This is a genomic window from Nostocoides sp. (assembly GCF_037045025.1).
GTDB lineage: Bacteria > Actinomycetota > Actinomycetes > Actinomycetales > Dermatophilaceae > Nostocoides_A.
Genome location: NZ_JBAOHM010000016.1, coordinates 358,667 through 376,023, shown reverse-complemented (window position 1 = coordinate 376,023; position 17,357 = coordinate 358,667). Strand labels below are relative to the sequence as shown.

General features: G+C 68.8%; 21 protein-coding genes and 1 riboswitch. Of the genes, 7 read left to right on the top strand and 14 right to left on the bottom strand.

Translation table 11 applies throughout. The features are described 5' to 3' along the window. Positions 1–288 precede the first annotated feature (288 nt). The 5 genes from V9G19_RS24370 to V9G19_RS24350 form a co-directional block, all read right to left on the bottom strand. Positions 289–807, bottom strand: a complete 519-nt coding sequence (locus V9G19_RS24370; RefSeq protein ID WP_462287973.1) for a CYTH domain-containing protein — start codon at positions 805–807, stop codon at positions 289–291. 59 nt (positions 808–866) lie between these two features. Next, positions 867–1,415 (bottom strand): hypothetical protein, encoded by a 549-nt coding sequence (locus tag V9G19_RS24365; protein WP_462287972.1) that lies wholly within the window; start codon positions 1,413–1,415, stop codon positions 867–869. 252 nt (positions 1,416–1,667) lie between these two features. Continuing rightward, a complete protein-coding gene (locus V9G19_RS24360; RefSeq protein ID WP_462287971.1) occupies positions 1,668–2,408 on the bottom strand; it encodes a transglycosylase family protein in 741 nt (246 codons plus the stop codon). Positions 2,409–2,415: 7 nt separating this feature from the next. Continuing rightward, positions 2,416–2,591, bottom strand: a riboswitch (cyclic di-AMP (ydaO/yuaA leader). Between the two features lie 99 nt (positions 2,592–2,690). Further along, complete coding sequence (locus V9G19_RS24355) at positions 2,691–3,551, bottom strand: SGNH/GDSL hydrolase family protein (protein ID WP_462287970.1); 861 nt, start codon at positions 3,549–3,551, stop codon at positions 2,691–2,693. Further along, the gene (locus V9G19_RS24350) at positions 3,548–4,237 is read right to left on the bottom strand and encodes a uracil-DNA glycosylase (RefSeq protein WP_462287969.1); all 690 of its coding nucleotides are present in this window, start codon (positions 4,235–4,237) and stop codon (positions 3,548–3,550) included. The genes V9G19_RS24355 and V9G19_RS24350 overlap by 4 nt, the downstream gene beginning before the upstream one ends. Positions 4,238–4,302: 65 nt before the next feature. Here V9G19_RS24350 and V9G19_RS24345 point away from each other — a divergent pair, with 65 nt between their 5' ends. The 3 genes from V9G19_RS24345 to V9G19_RS24335 are packed head-to-tail and all read left to right on the top strand — an operon-like array spanning position 4,303 to position 6,674. After that, positions 4,303–4,977, top strand: coding sequence for an HAD family hydrolase (locus tag V9G19_RS24345; RefSeq protein ID WP_462287968.1), 675 nt, complete (start codon positions 4,303–4,305; stop codon positions 4,975–4,977). Between the two features lie 9 nt (positions 4,978–4,986). Further along, the gene (locus V9G19_RS24340) at positions 4,987–6,336 is read left to right on the top strand and encodes a pyridoxal phosphate-dependent decarboxylase family protein (protein ID WP_462287967.1); all 1,350 of its coding nucleotides are present in this window, start codon (positions 4,987–4,989) and stop codon (positions 6,334–6,336) included. A 41-nt stretch (positions 6,337–6,377) separates the two neighbouring features. After that, positions 6,378–6,674, top strand: coding sequence for a DUF3263 domain-containing protein (locus tag V9G19_RS24335; RefSeq protein ID WP_462287966.1), 297 nt, complete (start codon positions 6,378–6,380; stop codon positions 6,672–6,674). A gap of 88 nt (positions 6,675–6,762) precedes the next feature. On the opposite strand, the gene V9G19_RS24330 is transcribed toward V9G19_RS24335, so the two are convergent. The 7 genes from V9G19_RS24330 to V9G19_RS24300 form a co-directional block, all read right to left on the bottom strand. Then, positions 6,763–7,383 carry a DUF3349 domain-containing protein gene (locus V9G19_RS24330; RefSeq protein WP_462287965.1) on the bottom strand — a complete coding sequence of 207 codons (621 nt, stop codon included), beginning with the start codon at positions 7,381–7,383 and terminating at the stop codon, positions 6,763–6,765. Positions 7,384–7,399: 16 nt separating this feature from the next. Next, complete coding sequence (locus V9G19_RS24325) at positions 7,400–7,699, bottom strand: hypothetical protein (protein ID WP_462287964.1); 300 nt, start codon at positions 7,697–7,699, stop codon at positions 7,400–7,402. Between the two features lie 11 nt (positions 7,700–7,710). Beyond that, complete coding sequence (locus tag V9G19_RS24320; protein WP_462287963.1) at positions 7,711–8,949, bottom strand: anion permease; 1,239 nt, start codon at positions 8,947–8,949, stop codon at positions 7,711–7,713. A 103-nt stretch (positions 8,950–9,052) separates the two neighbouring features. Next, positions 9,053–9,397 carry a DUF3349 domain-containing protein gene (locus V9G19_RS24315; RefSeq protein ID WP_462287962.1) on the bottom strand — a complete coding sequence of 115 codons (345 nt, stop codon included), beginning with the start codon at positions 9,395–9,397 and terminating at the stop codon, positions 9,053–9,055. Positions 9,398–9,521: 124 nt separating this feature from the next. Continuing rightward, entirely contained in the window at positions 9,522–10,145 is a 624-nt protein-coding gene (locus V9G19_RS24310) for a DUF3349 domain-containing protein (RefSeq protein WP_462287961.1), read from the bottom strand. Between the two features lie 14 nt (positions 10,146–10,159). Beyond that, positions 10,160–10,468: a hypothetical protein gene (locus V9G19_RS24305; protein ID WP_462287960.1), complete on the bottom strand. Its 309-nt coding sequence runs from the start codon at positions 10,466–10,468 to the stop codon at positions 10,160–10,162. Between the two features lie 9 nt (positions 10,469–10,477). Next, entirely contained in the window at positions 10,478–11,710 is a 1,233-nt protein-coding gene (locus V9G19_RS24300; protein WP_462287959.1) for an anion permease, read from the bottom strand. A 118-nt stretch (positions 11,711–11,828) separates the two neighbouring features. Here V9G19_RS24300 and V9G19_RS24295 point away from each other — a divergent pair, with 118 nt between their 5' ends. From V9G19_RS24295 to groL, 4 genes are all read left to right on the top strand, one after another. Next, positions 11,829–12,926, top strand: a complete 1,098-nt coding sequence (locus V9G19_RS24295) for a P1 family peptidase (RefSeq protein WP_462287958.1) — start codon at positions 11,829–11,831, stop codon at positions 12,924–12,926. After that, complete coding sequence (locus V9G19_RS24290; RefSeq protein ID WP_462287957.1) at positions 12,923–13,366, top strand: hypothetical protein; 444 nt, start codon at positions 12,923–12,925, stop codon at positions 13,364–13,366. The genes V9G19_RS24295 and V9G19_RS24290 overlap by 4 nt, the downstream gene beginning before the upstream one ends. 70 nt (positions 13,367–13,436) lie before the next feature. Beyond that, positions 13,437–13,838: a hypothetical protein gene (locus tag V9G19_RS24285; RefSeq protein ID WP_462287956.1), complete on the top strand. Its 402-nt coding sequence runs from the start codon at positions 13,437–13,439 to the stop codon at positions 13,836–13,838. 228 nt (positions 13,839–14,066) lie between these two features. Beyond that, complete coding sequence (gene groL / locus V9G19_RS24280; RefSeq protein WP_462287955.1) at positions 14,067–15,695, top strand: chaperonin GroEL; 1,629 nt, start codon at positions 14,067–14,069, stop codon at positions 15,693–15,695. Positions 15,696–16,252: 557 nt separating this feature from the next. Here groL and V9G19_RS24275 read toward each other — a convergent pair. Both V9G19_RS24275 and V9G19_RS24270 read right to left on the bottom strand, forming a co-directional pair. Then, positions 16,253–16,414 carry a hypothetical protein gene (locus tag V9G19_RS24275; protein WP_462287954.1) on the bottom strand — a complete coding sequence of 54 codons (162 nt, stop codon included), beginning with the start codon at positions 16,412–16,414 and terminating at the stop codon, positions 16,253–16,255. A gap of 117 nt (positions 16,415–16,531) precedes the next feature. Beyond that, positions 16,532–17,257: a hypothetical protein gene (locus tag V9G19_RS24270; protein WP_462287953.1), complete on the bottom strand. Its 726-nt coding sequence runs from the start codon at positions 17,255–17,257 to the stop codon at positions 16,532–16,534. Positions 17,258–17,357 lie beyond the last annotated feature (100 nt).

The window sequence follows — 17,357 nt, the reverse complement described above, 5'->3', positions numbered from 1 at the left end:
CTGGGATCGGTCGAGTGGAACTGCGATGGGCGCGCTCAGCGTGGAGACGTGTGCTTGACCAGCCAGGGACGGGCGGGAGATCGATGCGCGCGACATCTTCCAGCCGGGCCATCGGGCGGCCCTGATGCGCCGTATTCGAACCGCCCTCGATCGCTGACCTCGCTGCCAACTGTCCCGACGTCGAGAGGAACCCCCTCGGCACGGCGAACCTCCCCCGTCCCTGCGTCGAGAGGACTCCTTCGGCACGAAAATCGCCCCACATGCGGGAGCCGACCCGCAGAAGGTGAGCTATACCGCACCCCCTGCAGGGCGGCTCCAACCAGGCGCGGGGTTCGCCCAGGTGCGGTAGGGCTGCGCGGCTAGGGCGGCGTTCGTGTAGCGCTCGTCCTGGGTGACCTCCTCGCCTACCCAATCCGGCAAGGCAACCGCAGCGACGCTTGCCTCGGGACCTTCCGCCTCGGCCAGGACGAGTCCCTCGTTGTCTCCCGCGAAGACGTCGACCGTCCACATCAGGTCATCGACGTGGCGGGTGAACCGGCGCTTGGCGATCCGGCCGGTCGTCAACTCCATCAACGAGGAGGCGTCCGGCTGTGGGATTTCCCACTCGGCCTCGGGCCGACCCAGCCCGCTGCGCGGGCCTTTCAACGTCATCGTGCAGGTGGTGTGGCCGTCGTGCCGCACCGCCGAACGCACCCGGAGGGCATACCCATAGGCGCCGAACAGGTAGCCCTGGGCGAGGTCCTCCCATTCCCAGTCGGCGCTGGGGGCGGTGTCGGAGACGATGAACTTGCGCTCGAACTCGGTCATGGGTCCCATCCCACCGCACTCGACGGCCGTTGCGCACGCCCGGGCTCGGCTTAGAACTCTCACTCGAAACCGACGACGGCATCCTGGACGACATCAAGGTGGCGCTGGACCGCGTGCTCGCTGTCCAAGGCCAACGGTTCGTGGACCAGCAGATTCTCATTCGGCGGGCGGGGATGGGTCTCCTTGCCGTCGGTCAGCGAGAGGATGACCTGCATCGTGCGATGGCGAGCCGGGCGACGATCGGCGCCCACGGAGTGGAACCCTTGCAGCTGGACGGTGCGGATATCACCTGCCGCGCGTGAGGCTCGCGGATTCGGAAGGCGGCGATGAACGCCTCGACGCCATCTCGGGCCAGTCCCCGCCCGGACAACGCCCGCGACACCGTGTCGTGGATCTGGTGGGGCCGTCACCGCCTCATCCCCGTCTCGCTGGGGATGGCGATTGAGTTGGGCAGCAAGGACGGTCGCGATCGCGAGGTGGTTGAGTGGGCGCTCGCCCGTGCGTCGCGCGTATGCCGTCCAGCCGGTTCGGTAGTTCTCGGCCAGGAGCGTCGCCAACAGAACACCCGCATCGGGAGGAACCGACCGGCGTGATGTGGCACTCGCCATGGCCGTGTCCTCCCCCGGAGCCGGTTATGCGGATGTGGTGCGGATTTTCCTCCCTACTGTGGCAATAGCTTCGGACATCGGCAACCGAGGGGTTGAGTGTCGTGGAATGGCTCGGGGCCTGACCGACAGCGAACCTCCCCGCAGGCCGTGGCCCGCGGGGAGGTCCGCACCTCTGCTGCAGTGATTACTCGGGGGCAGCGAGCAGAGGCAGCTCAGCGAGCAGATGTGTCCGAGAACCGGGTGAGCACCGGTTCAGAGCACCCGGTTGAGATAGTTCTGCAAGGCGGTAGTGGTCGCCGATCCCCACACGCCGTCGGCGCTGGCGCCGACGTGCCGCTGCAGGGCTGCGGTCGTCACCGGGCCGATGACCCCATCGGCCCCGACACCGAGCTTGCGCTGCAGGGCTTGCTTGTCCGATGTCGAGAGGCTGCCGTCCACGCTCTGACCGAGCCAGGTCTCCATCGCGCCATAGGTCTGCGGCCCGAGAACACCGTCGACGACGACATCCCCGCTCTGCGGCTCTCCACCCGTGTCACCGCCACCCGTGTCACCGCCACCGCTGTCCCCGCCGTCCTCGGCCCACGGATCGACGGCCAGACCGTTCTCGACGGTCAGCCCGGCGCGGACCGAGCACACCGGCCAGGCGCCGGGGCCTTGGACCTTGAGGACTTCCTGCGCGACCGCGATCTGCGCGCCCTTGCTGGCCAGGTGGGCGTAGGACGCATACTGCGCGCCGCCGAAGCCGAGCCAGGTGCTGTGGGCGAACTGGAGTCCGCCGTAGAAGCCGTTGCCGGTGTTGATCTGCCAGTTGCCGCTGCTCTCGCAGTCGGCGACCCGGTCCCAGACGGTCTCGGCATGCGCCGTCGCCGGGACAAGCAGGCTGGCCGCGGCCGCGACCGAGGCGCCGGCCAGGGTCAGCCGCGCCCGGCCGGCGCGACGGGGAGCGCGCGTGCCGAGGGCAGGGAAACGGACGGGGAGGGTGGCGCGAGCCATGGGGGAACCCTTTCCTGACGTGCGCCTCCGGGGTTAGCTGTCGGGTTAGGGAGGTCAGGTTCCCCGCCGGGCGAGCCGGCTACACCCCAAGGCCGCCAGCGGCGACCACGAACTGGGTCCCCCAGCCATCCGGGCGAGGGTCCTCGCGTCGGCTGCCGGTGGATGGTTAGGCGCATGGCAGCCCGGATGAATGGTTGGTGTGAAGTTGTGGCGGCGTGGCCGCCACAACGACGGTAGGCGACGACGGCGCACCTTGGCAATTCGTGGGCGGTTGCTGAGCGCTCAGGCAAGCACATCGGGGGGCGTGTCGTCGTGACGCCCGTCACATTCGCCGGGGGACTCCAGGCCGAGCAACGCCGGCCGCTTCGCCGCCAGGGCAGCGCCGGACGAGGTGCGGCGCACCCGGCGCTGCACCCACGGTCCGGCATAGGTGCGTGCCCACGCGAGGTGGCCGCGGAGCTGCGCGACCCGAGTCTGCGCAGGCGCGGCAGGGAGGGGGACATCCCACTCCGGGTCCGCGGGGGGAAGGCCAAGGGCAACGAGTGCGGCATTCGCCACCCTCCGGTGGCCTTCGCTGGTGAGGTGGATGCGATCCTCGCCCCACATCCGCCAGTCCTGCACCGAGCCGATGCCCCACAGGTTGAGGACGTGAGCGCCGTGCCGCTGCGCGATCGTGAACAGATTGGCCGTGTGGATCGCGTGCCGGGCGCGCAGTGCCTTGAACAGCCCGGAGTCACGCGGGTCGGTCGGCGTGGCGAGGAGCACGTCGATTCCGTTGCCGCGCAGCCGGATCACGGCCTCCTCGAGACGATCCGCGAGCGCGTCGATGTCGACGCTCGGCCGCAGGATATCGTTGCCGCCGCCCACCACCGAGACCAGGTCCGGCCCCAGCTCCACGGCGGCAGCCAGCTGCGGGCCAACTACGTCGTCGAGCTTGCGGCCCCGGACCGCGAGGTTGGCGTAGGCAAACGGTCGGCCGGCCGCAGCGGCATACGAGCTGAGGTGTGCTGCCAACCGGTCGGCCCAGCCGGCGAACTCGGTGGCGCCGGTGGGATCGGGATCGACCATCCCCTCGGTGAAGGAGTCGCCGATTGCGACATAGCGCTCCCAGACGCGCGGCTGCGAGACTCGAGGCGGACTCACGGCAGCGACCAGTCGATCGGGTCGGCACCCTGCCGTTGCAGCAAGGCGTTGGTCCGGCTGAACGGCCGGGAGCCGAAGAAGCCCGAGTGTGCCGACAACGGCGACGGATGGGCACTCTCAATGATCGGGGTCGCGCCGAGCCGGCCGGCGAGGTTGCGGGCGTCGCGTCCCCACAGGATCGCCACGAGCGGCCCGCCGCGGGCGACGAGCGCGTCGATCGCGCACTCGGTCACCTGCTCCCACCCCTTGCCGCGATGCGATGCGGACGTGCCCGGCCGGACGGTCAGGACCCGGTTGAGCAGCAGCACGCCGCGCTCGGCCCAGGGCGTCAGGTCGCCCGTCGACGGAGCCGGGAGCCCCAGATCGGTCTGCAGCTCGCGGTAGATGTTTTCCAGGCTGCGCGGGATGGGCGAGACGTCGGGGGCGACCGAGAAGGACAGCCCGACCGGGTGTCCGGGTGTGGGATAGGGGTCTTGTCCGACGATGAGCACCCGCACGTCGCCGAGGGGCTTCTCGAACGCGCGCAGAATGTGCCGTCCGGCGGGCAGATAGCCTCGGCCCGAGGCGATCTCCGCGCGCAGGAAGGCCCCGAGGGCGGCGATCGTCGGCTCGACGGGCGCGAGCGCCTGCGCCCACGACGGATCGACGAGGTCACCCAGCGGACGCGCGGCGGTGCTCCCGGTCACGAGGACCAACCGTATGCCAGCACCTCCCGTCGGCTGCAGCCGGCCGCCTCTGGCAGGCTGGGCCGGTGAGCACTGCGCGCTGGCCCACGGTCCTCTTCGACCTCGACGGCACCCTCGTCGACACGATTCCGCTCATCGTCGCGTCCTACGAGCACGCCATGCGGACCGTCCTGCCCGAAGTCAGCTTCACCCCCGAGCAAGCGCGCGCGTGGATCGGGCAGACTCTGCGCACGGCATTCGCCGAGTCTCATCCCGAGCATGCCGAAGCCCTGGAGGCGGCATACGTCCCCTACAACCTCGCCAACACCGCGCGGTTGATCGCTCGCTACGACGGCGTCGAGGCGCTCGTGCGCGCTCTTCTGGACGCCGAGGTCCGGATCGGGGTGGCGACGTCCAAGCGTGCGGAGACGGCCGCCACGGCCTTGCGGCACGCTGGCCTGGACACCCTGATCGACCTCGTTGCGACGATGGAGTCCACCGACCGGCACAAACCGGATCCCGCCCCGCTGCGCCACGGTGCGGCCCGGTTGTCGACACCGGTGGAGCGGTGCGTGTATGTCGGTGACGCCGTGGTCGATGTGCAAGCCGCCAAGGCTGCCGGTATGGCGAGTGTCGCGGTGACCTGGGGCGCCGGGGTTCGCGAGTCCCTCGCTGCCGCCGGCCCCGATCACCTTGTCGACACCCCGGCCGAGCTCACCGCGATCCTGCTGCCGCCGAACGGAACCGATCTTGGCCCCTAGACTCCCGACGTGCCCGCCTTCCGCGACTCCGACCATGACGTTCTCGGCCGAGCAATCCTCGCGTATGCCGAGCATCGGCTCGCGCTGCATCCGGTCCCGCTCGACGCCCCGCGGACCGAAGCGGAACTGGATGCCGATGTGGGAGAGACGATCACGGCCGATGGCATCGGCGGGCTGCCCGCACTGAACCTGTTCACCCGCAAGCTCGCCCCGGCGTGCCTGTCGACCGACCACCCGCGCTATCTCTCGTTCATCCCTTGCGCGCCATCGGATTCGGCGGCGATGTTCGACCTCGTCGTCGGGGCCTCGTCGATCTATGCCGGCTCGTGGCTCGAGGGCGCCGGCGCGGTGTATGCCGAGAACCAAGCACTGCGCTGGATCGCCGACCTCGCCGGCCTACCGGCGAGAGCAGGCGGCGTCTTCGTGTCCGGCGGGACGATCGGCAACCTCAGTGCGCTGGTGGCGGCGCGGCATACGGCCAGAGCGAAGCGACCCGAGTCGCGGCCGTTCCGCATTGCCGCGACCGAATTCGCGCACAGCTCAGTGGTTTCCGCGGCCGACGTGATGGACGCCGAGGTCGTCGGCGTGCCTGTCGATGCCGACTTCCGGATGGACGCGCAGGCGCTGCGGACGGCGATCATCGACACCGGACCGGAGAGCTTCTTCGCCGTCGTCGCGACCTGTGGGACGACGAATTTCGGCGTTGTCGACGACCTCGCCGCCGTCGCCGCGGTATGCCGTGAGTTCGGTCTGTGGTTCCACGTCGACGGCGCCTACGGCGGAGCCGGGCTTGCGGCGCCCTCTGTGCGCCACCTCTATGCGGGCATCGAGGCGGCCGACTCCTTCATCGTCGACCCGCACAAGTGGCTGTTCGCGCCCTTCGACTGTTGCGCGCTGATCTATCGCGAGCCGGAACTCGCCCGGGCCGCGCACACCCAGCGCGCCGGCTACCTCGATGTCCTCACCGAGGCTGCCGAGTGGAACCCGGCCGACTATTCGATCGGCCTGACCCGCCGGGCGCGCGGCCTGCCGTTCTGGTTCTCCTTGGCCACGCACGGGACCGCGGCCTATACGGAGGCGATCGAGCACACGCTGCAGATCACCCGGTTCGCGGCGCAAGCCATCAACGAGCGTGACCACCTCGAGCTCGTGCGTGAGCCCGACCTGTCGGTGGTCGTCTTCCGCCGGGTGGGGTGGGAGCCGGCCGACTACCACGCTTGGTCCGACCGGTTGCTTGCCGACCAGCTCGGGTTCGTCGTCCCGACCACGTATGCAGGGCAGACCCTCGCCCGGTTCGCGATCGTCAATCCGGACACGAGCGCCGCCGACATCGAGGCGATCCTCGACACGATGGCCTAGGTGAATGACACGGGTGTAACCCGCTCTTATGCTGTGGCGTGATGAACAGCGCCGCCCCCACCCCCGAGTCGGCTTCGACCCCCGGCGAGCTGACCGACCGCGATCGGGCGATCCTCGCCTTCGAGCGGCAGTGGTGGAAGTATGCCGGGTCCAAGGAACAGGCCGTGCGCGATCTGTTCGAGATGAGTTCGACCCGCTATTACCAGGTGCTCAACGGCCTGATCGACAACCCGGCCGCGCTCGCCCACGACCCGATGCTCGTCAAACGCCTGCGCCGCCTGCGCGCGAGCCGACAGCGCATCCGCTCCGCCCGCCGCCTCGGAATCGAGCAGCCCTAGCGAGCCCAGGACACAGGAACGCCCGTCCGTGAGGGAAGCCGGACGGGCGTTCTTGGCCTCGGCTGCTGCACTCGACGGGGTGATTCGCTCACAGTGGGTCGGGAAATTCGAGCGGCCAGCCTTTCTTGGCCAACCGGTCGTGAACGCGGCGGATGTCTTCTGCGGACGGCATCTCTCTGGTCACCCGCGCGATCTCGACACCGATCTCGACCGGGCCGACAGGAGCGATTTCGGCTTTACGTAGCGACTTGGCCACCTGTTTGACCTCCTGGTCACTGAGGCGGCGGCGGAGCAAGGCAACGAGCGGGATGAACTCCGTGGCGGGCACGCCGCTCGGATAGCCCTCGCGCAGCCAGTCGACGATGCGTTGGATGCGGCCGGTTTCCTCGAGCGGGGTGTCTTCGACCTGGGACGGGACGGCGAGCGGCCAACCACCCTGGGCCAGCCGGGAGGAGACCCGCGCGACGTCGGGTGCCTCGGCGTGTTCGTGGATGCGGGCCTGAATCAGCTGAGCGATCTCGGCGTCGGAGGTGGCGTGCCCGCTGGCTGCGAGTTCGGCGCTCAAGGCATCGACCTCGGCCTCGGTCAGGGTGCGGTGTAGCACGCCGGCGAGCGCGATGTAGTCCTCGCGCGGAACTCCGGCCGGATACCCCGCGCGGAGCCAATCCAGGACTCGCGCCGCTAACGACTGATCCTCGGTGGGCGGCATATCAAGGATCCTGCCATCAATGTTTGTCAACGAGCACCGGAACGATGTGCTCGTAACTCACCTTCTTGCCGACGCCGGCCGCGACGATCGTCGTTATGCCGAGGGCGACGCCCCCCAACACCAGAGCGAACACGATGACGGCTCCAAGCTTGCCGATCGGATGGCCGCGCTCGTGGCTGACCTCCGCGTCGCCGCCGGCTCCATAGGCGAGCCAACGGATGCCGACGGCGAACAGCGCGGGAAGGCCGGCGCCGAGGAGCAAACCGACGGTCAAGACCTTCCACGCGCCTTCGAGCGCGAGCGTCACATTGTTCATGGCGGCCTCCTTCAGCGGCGCGGCGAGACCGCCATGGGCGTTACTCGCGTCGAATCCAGGTTCGGCGCCTGTGCATCCCATTCGGCGTTGACGTTGGTGTGGTCGATCGGAGCGCGACGGGAGCGGGCATACATCCAGCCCGCCAGGATCACGAGGATCGTGAAGACGACGATCGCGCCGGCTGCGCCGCCGATGAGGTTGCCAATCACCCACATCGCGGCACCGACGAGTGCGGCGCTCGGCAACGTGATCAGCCAGGCGACCAGCATCCGGCCGGCGACGCTCCAGCGGACCTCGGCGCCCCTCTTGCCGATGCCACTGCCGAGAATCGAACCGGTGGCGACGTGGGTCGTCGAGAGCGCGAAGCCGAAGTGGCTCGAGGTGAGGATGACCGCCGCCGAGGCGGATTCGGCCGCCATACCTTGTGGGGAACTGATCTCGACCAGTCCCTTGCCGAGGGTGCGGATGATCCGCCACCCCCCGAGATAGGTGCCGAGGGCGATCGCGAGCGCGCACGACACCTTGACCCACAGCGGAATGCTGCCGGTATCGCTCCAATGGCCGCCGGCGATCAGGGCCAGCGTGATGACCCCCATCGTCTTTTGGGCATCGTTGGTGCCGTGCGCCAGCGAGACCAGCGAGGCCGAACCGATCTGACCCCAGCGGAAACCGGATTCCTTGAACCGGTCGGCCACGGTGGAGGTGATCCGGTAGATCAGCCAGGTGCCGCAGGCCGCCACGGTCGCGGCAATGACGGGAGACATGACCGCAGGAAGGACGACCTTGCCCAAGACGCCGTCGAGTTTGCTCCCGTCACCGGCCCAGTTGACCCCTTTCCAACCCAGCCCCGCGATGGCCGCGCCGATCAGGCCGCCGAAGAGCGCGTGTGAGGAACTGCTCGGCAGCCCGAGCAGCCAGGTCAGCAAATTCCAGACGATGCCGCCGCACAGGCCGGCGAGGACGATCAGGAGCAGCGCCTCACCGCCCCCGGTCAGGTACTCGGCTTTGGGAGCGCCCGACTTGTCCTGGATCTTGATCACCGCATTGGTCACGGTGAGGGCGACTTCGACGGAGAGAAAGGCGCCGACCAGGTTGAGCACGGCCGACAGGGCGACGGCGACCTTGGGCCGCAAAGCTCCGGTCGCGATCGACGTCGCCATCGCGTTGCCGGTGTCGTGGAAGCCGTTGGTGAAGTCGAACGCCAGCGCCGTGAAGATCACCAACGCCAAAATGATGGCTGCCCCTGTCACGGTGCCAGTGTGCGGTCGCCGGACACACGGACGGGGCCCAGCCCTGGAAGTTTGCCCACTGTTAGCTCACTGTTCACGCAACCCACCAGGGCGGCAGAGGGCGTCAGGTTCGTGCTTCGGCCGGGGAGCCTATGCAGGGCCGGCATTCGTCCAAGTAGCGAAGGACCCGCTCGACGTCCTCGGTCGTCGGCAGGTCGTCGGTCAGCCGGCTGATCTCAGCCCCGGTCTCGACTCGGCTTGGGGTCGTGTCGGTCGAGCCGCGGAAGGCGCCGGCGAGGGCCGGCGCCTCCTCGTCGGTCAATCGCCGCGGCAGGAGGGCGACGATCGGGAGGCAACTGACTGGGTCTTCGAGATGCCCCGGCCGCAGCCAGGCCAGGATCCGCAGCAGCGGCCCGGGCGGCGAGAGGGTCGGGGCCACGGCGGGGCGGCGGGACTGGGTGAGCGGCATACGGCGCTCCTTGTGCGGGGTCGGTCACGGGGACCCCCAGCATCGGGGTCCCCCACCAGTCTGTGCCGCCGGTGGCGGGAGATTGGGGCCAACCGCGGATGTTCTCCCTCGGTTGGCCGAATGGTCACTGGGAGGGATCCGGGGCGGGGGCGAACGGGTCCAGGCCCGGATCGGGGAACTCGACCGGCCAGCCCTTCTTGGCCAGTTGGTCACGCACTCGTCGCAGATCGGTTTCGGTCGGCTGGCCGTGGGTGTGGTCGGTGATCGCCGCCGCGATGTCCGCTGGCCCCGCCGGGGCGATATCCGCCCGGCGCAACGCGCGGGCGATCTTCTTGACCTCCGCCTTGGTCAGGCGGCGCTCCAGCAGCGCGAGGAGGGGGACATAGTCGTGATCGGGAACCCCGCCCGGATAGCCCTCGCGCATCCAGGCGACGATCCGGGCCAGCGGGCTGCCCTCGCGCGGTGGAGCGTTTTCGTCCTCCTCCTCTGGCGAGCCGGCCAGCGGCCAGCCGCCCAGGACGAGCTTGGCCGCAACCTGCCGTTGCTGAGCGACATCGGGCAGCAGCGAACCTGCCGCCGCCACCGAGAGCAACCCGTCCGCTTGCAGTCGGCGCAGGACGTCGTGCGTTGGGGAGAGGCCGAGGCGCTCATGGAGGACGGCGCGCAGCGCCGGAGCCTCCTCTTCCGAGACCCCGCCGGGAAAACCGTCGCGGATCCATTGCAGGATCGGGCCGTCCGGCGCTGTCATCAGCCAGATGACCTCTACTTCTTCTCGACGATGGTCGGGATGACGTGCTCGAAGCTTACCGCCTTGCCGAATCCCGAGGCGGCAATCAGCGTGATACCCAAGGCAACGGCACCAACAATGACCGCCAACAACAGCGCGGCCATGCCTTTGCCCAGCGTGCTGTAACGCACCGTCTCCGGTCCGTTCGCACTGGTGGTTTCGACGGCGCCCACGGTGAGCAGGCGCATTCCGAGCGCATAGATGATCGGTAGTCCGGCACCAAACACCAGGCCGGCGAGAAGGACCTTGCCGCCGCCTTCGAGGGCGAGTTCGATACTCCGCATGTCGCTGCCTCAGTTTCCGGTCGTGGTGGCTTCGGCGGGCGCGTGCTGATCCAGGATGTCCTGCGGCCGATCCCACTCGTCGTTGACATTGTGTGCGCCGACGTGCTGGGTCCTAGAGCGTGCATACATCCAGCCGGACAGCGCGCACAAGATGACGAAGATCGTCACCGAGCCGAGGCCATAACCGAGCGCGTCGCCGATCCACCACATCAGGGCGCCGATCAACGCCGCGAGCGGGAAGGTCGTCGCCCATGCGACCACCATGCGCCCGGCGGTGTTCCAGCGAACGTGCGTTCCACGCCCGAGCCCACCGCCGAGAACCGAACCGGTCGCAACGTGCGTGGTGGACAGCGCGAACCCGAGGTGGCTGGCCGCGAGGATCACGGCCGCCGAACTCCCATCGGAAGCCATGCCCTGGCGCGGGGTGATGTCGACGAGGCCCTTGCCGAGCGTGCGGATGATGCGCCATCCCCCGAGATAGGTGCCGGCGGCGATGGCCGACGCCGCGGACACCTTGACCCACAACGGCACTGCGTGCGTCTCGCTCCAATGCCCGCTCGCGATCAGGGCGAGCGTCATCACGCCCATCGTCTTTTGGGCGTCGTTGGTGCCATGGGCCAAGGAGACGAGCGAAGCGCTGCCGATCTGCCCCCACCGGAAGAAGCGTTCGTCGAGCTTGCGCATGATTCCGTTGGTCAACTTGTGGACCACCCAACACCCGGTGAACGCCACGGCCATCGCGATGATCGGCGAGATGAAGCTCGGGATGAGGACCTTGCCGAGGACGCCGTCCAGTTTGGATCCGTCCCCGGTCCACTTGACGCCGGACAAACCGAAGCCGGCCGCCGCGGCCCCGGTCAGGCCGCCGAGCAGTGCGTGTGAGGACGAACTGGGCAGTCCGAGCAACCAGGTGAACAGGTTCCAGACGATGCCGCCGATCAGACCGCACAAAACGACGAGCAACAGTTTGTTGCCATCATCGACCAGGGTCTCGGGGATGGGTGCACCCGACTTGTCCTGCAGCTTGACAACCGCATTGGACACGGTGAGAGCAACCTCGACCGACAGGAAAGCGCCGACGAGGTTGAGAACCGCGGCCAGGACGACTGCGGCCTTGGGTCGCAGCGCACCGGTCGAGATGGAGGCCGCCATGGCATTGGCGGTGTCGTGAAAGCCGTTGGTGAAATCGAAGGCGAGAGCCGTGACGATCACCAAGATGAGGATGACGGTTGCTGCGTCCACGAGGCACAGTGTGCTGATGTCACCTGATCTTCACCAGAGGGCTTTTTTTTGTTCATCTTCTGTTCACTCTTGAGGGCCGGCGTGTCCTGCCCGGAGCCGCGGGAAGGACAATGCCAAAATGGATGCCTTTGCGATCGCGCCCGGTCCCGGCAACGCGCTGACCGATGTGGCTGGAGTGCACGTCGGGCACCTGAGCCTGACCGGCGGAGGCTGGCTCACCGGCACCTCTGTCGTTTTGCTGCCCCCCACTGGATCCGTTGCGGGAGTGGATATTCGGGGAGCGGCCCCCGGGACTCGCGAGACCGACCTGCTCGATCCGACCTGCCTGGTCGATCGCGTTCACGCAATAGTGCTGAGCGGCGGGAGCGCTTTTGGGCTCGCCGCGACCGACGGCGTGATGGCCGGGCTGTATGCCGCCGGCCGGGGTTGGCCGATGGGTGCGCCGGCCGAGGTGGTCCCGATCGTGCCCGCGAGCGTGATCTACGACATGGGACGCGGCGGTCGGTTTTCTCATCATCCGGACGGGGCTGACGGTCGACGAGCGCTGGACCTCGCGCTGGCGGGGGAGGCGGGCACGGGCGGCGCGGCCGAGCGGGCTGGTCGGTGTGGTGCGGGAACGGGTGCCCGGGCCGGCTCGCTCGCCGGCGGCCTCGGGTCGGCCAGCGCCGTGCTCCCCGACGGGGCCACGGTTGCGGCGGTGGTTGTCGTTAACGCGATCGGCTCGCCGGTTCATCCCGTCACCGGCGAGTTGCTCGCGCTGAGCTGGGGGCTGCCCGGCGAGTTCCCCGCGTTGGCGCGACCCGCGCCCTCGGAGCTGGCAGCGTATGCCGCGCTGCGGCATACCGAAGCGGCGGCAGCCGGATTGCTGCCGGGTGGGGCGACGACGATCGGGGTGATCGCAACCGATGCGACGCTGACCAAGGCGCAGTGCCGCAAGCTCGCCGGTGCCGGGCATGACGGCCTGGCGCGAGCGATCAGCCCGGTGCACACGATGCTCGACGGTGACACCCTCTTCGCCGTCGCCACCGGCGTCCGCCCGGAGCCGGGTCTGGCGGACCTGCTGGCCCTGCACGACGCGGCGGCCGGCTGCGTGGCCCGGGCCGTCGGGCACGCATTGTTGGCCGCCACGTCGGTGACGATGTGGCCCGGCACCGACAAAGAACAGCGGGTCCGGTGCTACCTCGATGCCTTCCCGTCGGCCAGGATGGACCGATGAACACTCTCGACTGGTCGAGCGAGGAGGGGCTGGTGGCCATCAAGGACTTGCTCGCCGCCCGCATCGAGGGCTGGCGCCAGCCGGTCGCGTATGCCGTGGGCATGAGCCCCGCGAGCAGCTCGCCGGAGTGGGTCTTCCCGCACGTCAACGGGCCCGGTGGGCGGCACGGACTGCCCGCCGTCGTGCTCGCGACCATCCTGCGCCACGACGGATCGACCGCGACGCTGGAGGTCAGCAAGTCCGACCTGGCCGAGGCGATCACCTCCTTGGAACCGGCGCTGGCCTGCACGACCGTCGAGCATCCCAACCTCGCCGCCTGGCGCGGCACGTTCGCCGAGATCGAGTCCAACCCGATGCGGACGATGTGCGCCGTCTTCGTCGCCGACCTCGATGATCCGGTCAGCTCGGAGGCCGACGGCTGCTTGCGGCTGCTGCTCTAGCCGTCCCGATCGGGCGGTTGGCTGGCCGCTAGCGGCCCGAGGCCCGCCGCAGCGCCATACAGTCGATGGCATGACCGAGCAGCACGACACGTCCACCAACCCCGCTCCCGACCCCGAGCCGCTGCGTGCCGCCAACATCGTCTTGAGCGATCCCTTCCTCGCCGCGCTCGACGAGCGGCAAATCGCCGCTTATGTCGACGCCGTCGCCGTGGCCGCCGGCTCCGGCGAGGATGATCAGGAGCGCCTCGAGGCGGGCCTGCGCGAGCGCATCGGTGGCGCCGGTATCGACCTGCCGGACGAGTCCTATCGCAACCTCGCCCGGCAGATCCGCGACAGCGCCGGCCAGCTGATGATCAGCACCAACGACGGCCAGGTCCTGTATGCCGCGCCCGCCGTCCCGCCCGATCCCGAGGTTCCGGACGTGCATGGCACCGACGACCCGGAGGACCCGGACCGTCCGTTCTACTCCTGACGGTGCGCCCGACGCCTGCGACGCGCAGGCGGACGGGCGCACGCGTTTGCACTCTCGGGTCGAGAGTGCCAATAATGAGCATTAGCACTCTCCGTGTGAGAGTGATAACTCATGACCTCGTTGAGTGAGGTCCGGATGCCGCGGTGACGTGAGCCGCGGTGGCCGGGCCGTCCGTCGCGGGCACTCGCGTGGTCACCACCAAACGCAAGCGTGTGGAGGCACCACCGAATGGCCAAGATCATCGCTTTCGATGAAGAGGCTCGCCGCGGTCTCGAGCGGGGGATGAACACCCTCGCCGACGCGGTCAAGGTCACCTTGGGCCCCAAGGGACGCAACGTCGTGCTGGAAAAGAAGTGGGGCGCGCCCACGATCACCAACGACGGTGTGTCGATCGCCAAGGAGATCGAGCTGGAAGACCCCTACGAGAAGATCGGCGCCGAGCTGGTCAAGGAGGTCGCCAAGAAGACCGACGACGTCGCCGGTGACGGCACGACGACCGCAACCGTGCTGGCCCAGGCGATGGTCCGTGAGGGCCTGCGCAACGTGGCCGCCGGCGCCAACCCGATGGCCCTGAAGCGGGGCATCGAGAAGGCCTCCGAGGCCGTGGCCACCGAGCTGCTCGGCATGGCTCAGGAGATCGAGACCAAGGAGCAGATCGCCGCGACGGCATCCATCTCCGCGGCCGACCCGCAGATCGGCGAGATCATCGCCGAGGCCATGGACAAGGTCGGCAAGGAAGGCGTCATCACCGTCGAGGAGTCCAACACCTTCGGGCTCGAACTCGAGCTCACCGAGGGGATGCGCTTCGATAAGGGCTACATCTCCGGCTACTTCGTCACCGACACCGAGCGGATGGAGGCGGTCCTGGAAGACCCCTACATCCTGATCACCAACTCCAAGATCTCGGCGATCAAGGACCTGTTGCCGCTGCTGGAGAAGGTCATGCAGTCCGGCAAGCCGCTGCTCATCATCGCCGAGGACGTCGACGGGGAAGCCCTCTCGACGCTCGTCGTCAACAAGATCCGCGGCACCTTCCGCTCGGTCGCCGTCAAGGCCCCGGGCTTCGGTGACCGCCGCAAGGCCATGCTCGCCGATATCGCCATCCTCACCGGTGGCCAGGTCATCTCCGAGGAGGTCGGGCTCAAGCTCGACACCGCCGACCTCGACCTGATGGGCAAGGCCCGCAAGGTCGTCGTCACCAAGGACGAGACCACGATCGTCGAGGGCGCCGGCGACGCCGACCAGATCGCCGGCCGGGTCGGCCAGATCCGCGCCGAGATCGAGAAGTCCGACTCCGACTACGACCGCGAGAAGCTGCAGGAGCGCCTGGCCAAGCTCGCCGGCGGCGTGGCCGTCATCAAGGCCGGCGCCGCCACCGAGGTCGAGCTCAAGGAGCGCAAGCACCGCATTGAGGACGCCGTCCGCAACGCCAAGGCCGCCGTCGAAGAGGGCATCGTCGCCGGCGGTGGCGTGGCCCTGATCCAGGCGACCAAGGCTGCCTTCGGCAAGCTCAAGCTCGACGGGGACGAGGCCACCGGCGCCAACATCGTGCGCGTGGCCTCCGAGGCTCCGTTGAAGCAGATCGCGATCAACGCCGGCCTCGAAGGTGGCGTTGTCGCCGAGCGCGTCCGCGGTCTGGACGCCGGTGAGGGGCTGAACGCCGCCACCGGTGAGTACGAGAACCTGATCAAGGCTGGCATCATCGACCCGGCCAAGGTCACCCGCAGCGCCCTGCAGAACGCCGCCTCGATTGCGGCGCTCTTCCTGACGACCGAGGCCGTCATCGCCGACAAGCCCGAAAAGGCCGCGCCGGCCATGCCCGGCGGCGGCGACGACATGGGCGGCATGGGGTTCTGAGTCACCCCACGAAGTTCGACGCACCCACGCAGAGCGTGGGACCCGCGCCGCGCAGCATGACCGAACGGGCGGTCTCCCCACACGGGAGGCCGCCCGATCGCTTTGCTGGTGCGATGGGTCAGTCGGCGCCGATTCCGTGCGCGCCGACGACGGATTGCGCAGTTCCGTTGGCGGCGCCCCAGGGCTTGACGACGAGCGTCATCGTCGCGCCCTCGCAGGTGTAGCTCACGCTGGGACCGGCGGGCTCGAGCCCCGTCAAGGTGGTGGTGCGGACCCAGCAGGTGGCTCCTGGCCCTCCGGAGAACGTCTAGAGGGTGTTGACGACCTCACGGGTCCCGTAGCGCAGCATCGCGGCCTTGTCTTCGCGACCTCACGCGCGAATCAGCTTGTCGGCGTATGTCGTGACGCGCCCGGTCGCGGACCCGTTCATGCCTGCCGCGTAGATGGCCGGCTGCTTGCCGATGCTGGCCGGGTCGATGATCGACACAGGAAATCGGCGACATCGCCGGAGGCGTAGCAGCGGGCCAAGGGTGCATTACCGTCGGCCCACGCGGCCATCAGCGCCGTGGCGTGGGGCTGGATGCGGTCGGCCGTGGCACGGTCGTGCAGTTAACCGAGGCGGTCGTGGAAGCGATCGGCTCGCGCGGGGCGGTGTTGGCGTTCGCGGTGGCGGTGGTGACGGCCACGACGGCTGCACCAGCGGCGAGTAGGGCGGTCATCGAGGCAGTGGTCGAGAAACGTATGGCGAATCCTTTCGGTGAATTCGGTTTGGAGGGAGTCAACGTCTGGCCCTCGGCATCGGCCCAGCCATCACGCCACTCACCGAACGCTTCGAATCAGTCGGTTGATTCGATCCTCGCCGCGGTGACCGCTTGCGGACGGCCCGCGGCAGCGGCCGCCGGTTTGATGGTGAGGGTGACCAGCTGCGAGGCGCAGCGGTAGTGCACGGACCGGAAGGCGATCGCGCCGTAGACGGATTCGCGCCACCAGCAGGGCCCGCCGGCGCCGTCGCTGAACTCCCACAGTGCGTTGACGGCATCGCGCGTCGCGTATTTCAGGGCAGTGGCCTTGTCGCCGCGGCCCCACGCCTTGATCAGCCGGTCGCCATAGGTGCCGACCGGGCCGGTGGTGTCCACTGCCCACATGGCGAAGCCGCGGTGCCACTTGCCGTAGCTTGGCCGCCCCACGACGACGGAGATGCGGGCGCCGTCCGCGCGGGTATAGGTCAGCTGGTCCTCGAGCTGCTCTTCGTCCCCGTGAACGGCGATGAGCCGCCACGTGTTCGCAGTGCCGCCGAGTTCGGCGACCATCATGTCCACGACGTTGGCGTTGGCGTAGCACGTGGCGACCGCCTTGCGCTCCTGGTAGATGGCGCTCAAGAGCTTGGCGGCGTAGGCGCCCGGTGCCCGCGGCGGGGTGCCGAGGGTGGTGCAGTCCAGGGCCGCCTCGGTGGAGACCCGAGCGGGCAGGCCGACGGAGCCGCTCGGCGACGCGCCTGCCGGCCCGGCGGCGGTCCCAACAAACGCAAGGATGGTGGCGGCAATCGCTGCCGGTTTGGTCATCAACATCTCGGGTGTCCTCTCTCCCCGTGTGCAACCCCCATGGTCGCCATGCCTCACCAGACGCGCGGCCGGCCGGGAAAGTTGAATCCACGGTGGACGA